The organism is Plantactinospora sp. A48, from assembly GCF_055793945.1.
Window position 1 is genome coordinate 1 of record NZ_JBTIXF010000138.1, and the last position, 1,175, is coordinate 1,175.

The 1,175-nt window shown below is 67.1% G+C and carries 2 protein-coding genes; both read left to right on the plus strand.

Features of this window, described 5'->3' with window-relative positions; genetic code table 11:
* Positions 1-96: 96 nt before the first annotated feature.
* Complete coding sequence (locus ACXN5W_RS30315) at positions 97-561, plus strand: winged helix-turn-helix domain-containing protein (RefSeq protein WP_473161809.1); 465 nt, start codon at positions 97-99, stop codon at positions 559-561.
* The gene (locus ACXN5W_RS30320; RefSeq protein ID WP_473161810.1) at positions 540-1,148 is read left to right on the plus strand and encodes a transposase; all 609 of its coding nucleotides are present in this window, start codon (positions 540-542) and stop codon (positions 1,146-1,148) included. The genes ACXN5W_RS30315 and ACXN5W_RS30320 overlap by 22 nt, the downstream gene beginning before the upstream one ends.
* The last annotated feature ends 27 nt before the right edge of the window (positions 1,149-1,175 follow it).

Below are 1,175 nucleotides of genomic sequence, written 5' to 3' on the forward strand. Positions count from 1 at the left end.
CAGAGGTTGAAAGGCTGACGTCCGTCGGCGTGTCTGCGTGATCTGGGTCGATGTGGGCGGTAGGCCGGAGGTATGAGGTATCCGGCTGGTGGTGGCATGAACGCGGCAGCCCGGGTCCGGCGTGAGAAGGTCCGGATCCAGGCCGCGACCATGTTCGAGAGGTCCGTACCGACCGCGCAGATCGCTTCTGAGCTGCGGGTTTCCGAGAAGTCGGTGCGTCTGTGGCGACGGCAGTGGACTGCTGGCGGAACGGAGGCTCTGGCGTCGGCCGGGCCGGGCGGTTCGGACTGCAAACTCTCGGTGGAGCAGCTGAAACAGCTGGCCGGGATGCTCGACGAAGGGCCGATCGTGCACGGCTGGGACGATGCCCGCTGGACCCTCGCGCGGGTGGCCGAGGTGATCGAGCGCCGTTTCGGCATCTCCTACACGCTGCGCGGGGTGTCCTATCTGCTGCATCGCATCGGGTACAGCCAGCAGGTTCCCACGCGTCGGGCGATCGAACGCGATCCCGAAGCGATCACCGGCTGGCATCGCGGGCGGTGGCCGTCGGTAAGAGGTTAGCGGCGGCGCAAGGCGCCTGGATCTGCTTCCAGGACGAGGCAGGCCAGGTCATGCGACCGCCGGTGGCCAAGACGTGGGCCCGGCGGGGGCACACGCCGGTGGTCGAGGTATCCGGCAAGGGCTCCGGCCGGATCTCGATCGCCGGCCTGGTCTGCCTCAAGCCCGGACAGCGAGGCCGGTTGATGTGGCGAACCCGGCTGCACCGTGGTCGTACAGGCGAACGCGGTAGCTTCAGCGAGGACGACTACATCGCCTTCGTCGACCAGGCCCACCAGCGTCTGCAGGCACCGATGGTGCTGATCTGGGACAACCTGAACACCCACGTCAGCCGCCGCATGCAGGCCCTGATCGCCACTCGGCCGTGGCTGACCGTGATCCGGTTACCCGCCTACGCTCCGGACCTCAACCCCACCGAAGGCGTCTGGCGCTGGATGAAACGCGGCCTGACCAACACCGCCGCCCGCGGTGTCGACCACCTCGCCCAACTGGTCAAACGTCGGCTACGCGCGTGTCAGCAACAGACCGATCTCCTCGCCGGCTTCTTCGCCAGCACCGGCATGACCCTCGAACCCGAGCCACCGAGATAGCTCGAACCTTGGCCTTTCAATCTCTGT

Bases quoted from the DNA above. Each gene is read 5' to 3' on its own strand.
- ACXN5W_RS30315 (WP_473161809.1), top strand. From the start codon at position 97: ATGAACGCGGCAGCCCGGGTCCGGCGTGAGAAGGTCCGGATCCAGGCC.